Origin of the sequence: Bartonella sp. MM73XJBT (genome assembly GCF_028618465.1) — a bacterium.
Lineage (GTDB): Bacteria > Pseudomonadota > Alphaproteobacteria > Rhizobiales > Rhizobiaceae > Bartonella.
The window spans coordinates 1-2,433 of the sequence record NZ_JAQISY010000084.1 but is presented as its reverse complement, the minus strand read 5'-3'; the positions used below and the strand labels follow the sequence as shown (position 1 = coordinate 2,433).

At 48.6% G+C, this 2,433-nt stretch carries 1 protein-coding gene and 1 pseudogene; both read left to right on the top strand.

Annotated features, from left to right (window positions below; all coding sequences use genetic code 11):
* Window positions 1-1,718 (top strand): transposase domain-containing protein (locus PVV69_RS09640; RefSeq protein WP_273757328.1); only part of this gene is annotated, 1,718 nt, incomplete at its 5' end.
* A 341-nt stretch (window positions 1,719-2,059) separates the two neighbouring features.
* Window positions 2,060-2,433: pseudogene (locus PVV69_RS09635) on the top strand (DNA transposition protein); the annotation flags it as partial.

Below are 2,433 nucleotides of genomic sequence, written 5' to 3'. Positions count from 1 at the left end.
GGCTTTCAAAGGCGCATAAAAGGCGCTGTGAAGAGCGTTTGAAGGCACTTTGCTTTATGGAAGATTTGCTTCATGCCGGTATGGGTGTGCATGATGGAGCAAGTTTGTGTGCGGTGCAGTTTGGGGTGAGCCGGATGTCGCTTTTTAATTGGCGGCAGATGGTTGAAGGGTATGAGCGCCCTGATTGGTTGGCAGCGCTTGCGCCTTGTTATGGTGAGGAGAATGTTTCGCAATTTGCACCCTGTCATGAGGGGGCGTGGGAGGTTTTATGTTCGGATTATTTACGCTCTTCTCGCCCTGCTTTTTCGGCATGTTATCGGCGGATGGTTTCGGTTGCACGGGAGAAAGGTTGGGAGCCCATTCCTTCAGAGCGGGCTTTGCGGCGTCGTTTTAAGGCGCAAGTTTCCAAAGCGGTTGTGGTTTTAGCGCGTGAGGGAGAGGAGACGGCAAAAAAGCTTTATCCCGCCCAACGGCGTGATCGCTCGAGCCTGCATGCACTGCAAGCAGTGAATATGGACGGGCATAAGCTGGATGTTTTTGTGAATGTTCCTTGGACAGAAAAGCCTGTGCGGCTTTATCTGATTGCCATTCAAGATCTTTATTCGGGCAAGATTTTATCGTGGCGCTTATCGGATGCTGAGACTTGGGAAATCGTGCGTTTGGTGATTGGGGACATGGTGGAGGCTTATGGGATACCAGAGCGTATGACCTTGGATAATGGGCGTGCTTTTACCAGCAAGTGGATTTCTGGAGGTGTGCAAAACCGCTTTCGTTTTAAGATTAAGGCGGATGAACCGCAGGGTCTTTTGACGAGTTTGGGTATTCAATTGCAATGGACCACCCCTTATAGCGGACAATCGAAACCGATTGAGCGGGCATGGCGTGATTTGGCAGAAGAGATTTCAAAACACCCATTATGTGCGGGGGCTTATACGGGCAATAAACCGGATGCCAAGCCGGAAGATTATGGGCGGCGCGCGATAGGATTTGAAGAATTCAAAGCCCATGTTGGGGCGCAGATTGTGGCGCATAATGCGCAAGCGGGGCGCAAGGCGGTTAATTGTGCGGGGCGCAGTTTTGATGAGACCTTTACTGAGAGTTTGCAAGCAGAGGGAACGATAGTTCGGCAAGCAACCGCAGCCCAGAGGGCTTTATGGCTTTTGACTTCAGAGGCGTTGCGTACGCAAAAGGGGACGGGCGAGATTCATTTTTATGGCAATCGTTATTGGGCGCGGGCGTTGAATAGCTATGCGGGAGAAAAGGTGATTGTGCGCTTTGACCCGGATAATTTGCACCAAGATTTGCGGGTTTATGATTTGAATAATCAGTTGCTTTGTTTAGCACCTTGCCTTGCGGATGTGGGTTTTTACGACCAGCAGGCAGCGCGTTTGAATGGGCGTTTGCGTAAAGAATATGTGAGAGCTGTTAAAGCAGAAAAGCAGTTGGCAGCAAAGCTTGCGCCTGATCAATTGGCGGATGTTTATGCAAAAGTTGCAAGGAGGGGTGATGATGCAAAATCCAAGCGTTCTGTTTCCCCAAAGGTAAGCCGCTTGATGCCAAAGAATGCGGGGAATCTCGCTTTAAAGGCTCATGATGCGGTTTTAGGGGATGATGAGGCTTTAGATGCGCAAGAGTTTAGTCAACATTTGCACCAAGCTTTAAGACGCCTTAGCGCTTCAAGTGAGGTGCATGAAGTGATCAAGTTTCCTAGAAGATAGGAAAAGAGAGGGGGGACTTACAAGAGTGCCTATAAGGGGGGCTGGTTTTGTATCGCGTACCAGCTTGAAGCGTTAATAAAGAAAGGGGGGAGGAGAAGTCTTAATCCATTTCAATATTTTAAATCAATACATGAAGTTTCTAGGTGTCTTTGCCTTGATTTAAGCGCGGAGCCTTGAAGTTAGCAAGTTCTCTGATGTGTGAGAAAGAGAGGGGGATTTGTCAGGTTAGCCGTTTTAGTATCGCGTACGGCTTTAAATGTTCATTGAAGACAAAAGACAAGGGGCAAGATTTTAGCCCTTCCCCTTGTCGATGTCTAAATCAATACGAAAGGGGAATATATATGAAGTACGCGATAAATGCAACCGTTGATAAAAATCCTTGGGCGCGCCCTAAAAAACAGCCCGATGGGACAGCCCAAAACCGCAATAGTGATGATATTGCTTTATGGGATGCGCTTGTGGATTCGGTGCGCGCTTTGGGACGGACGAATGGCTGGACTAAAGCAGAGGTGGCGCGGCGTATTGGTATGCCGGATGGCACCTTTTCGCAATGGTATGCGGGCAGTTATGCGGGGCAATTGGGCAAGCAAAATGCGAAAGTGCAACAATGGGTTGAAACATTAAAAGAAACGGCAGGGCTTTTGGAGATGATCCCAGAAAAGCCAGCTTTTCAAAAGAACCGTATAGCTTGTGAAATCATTGACACGCTAACACT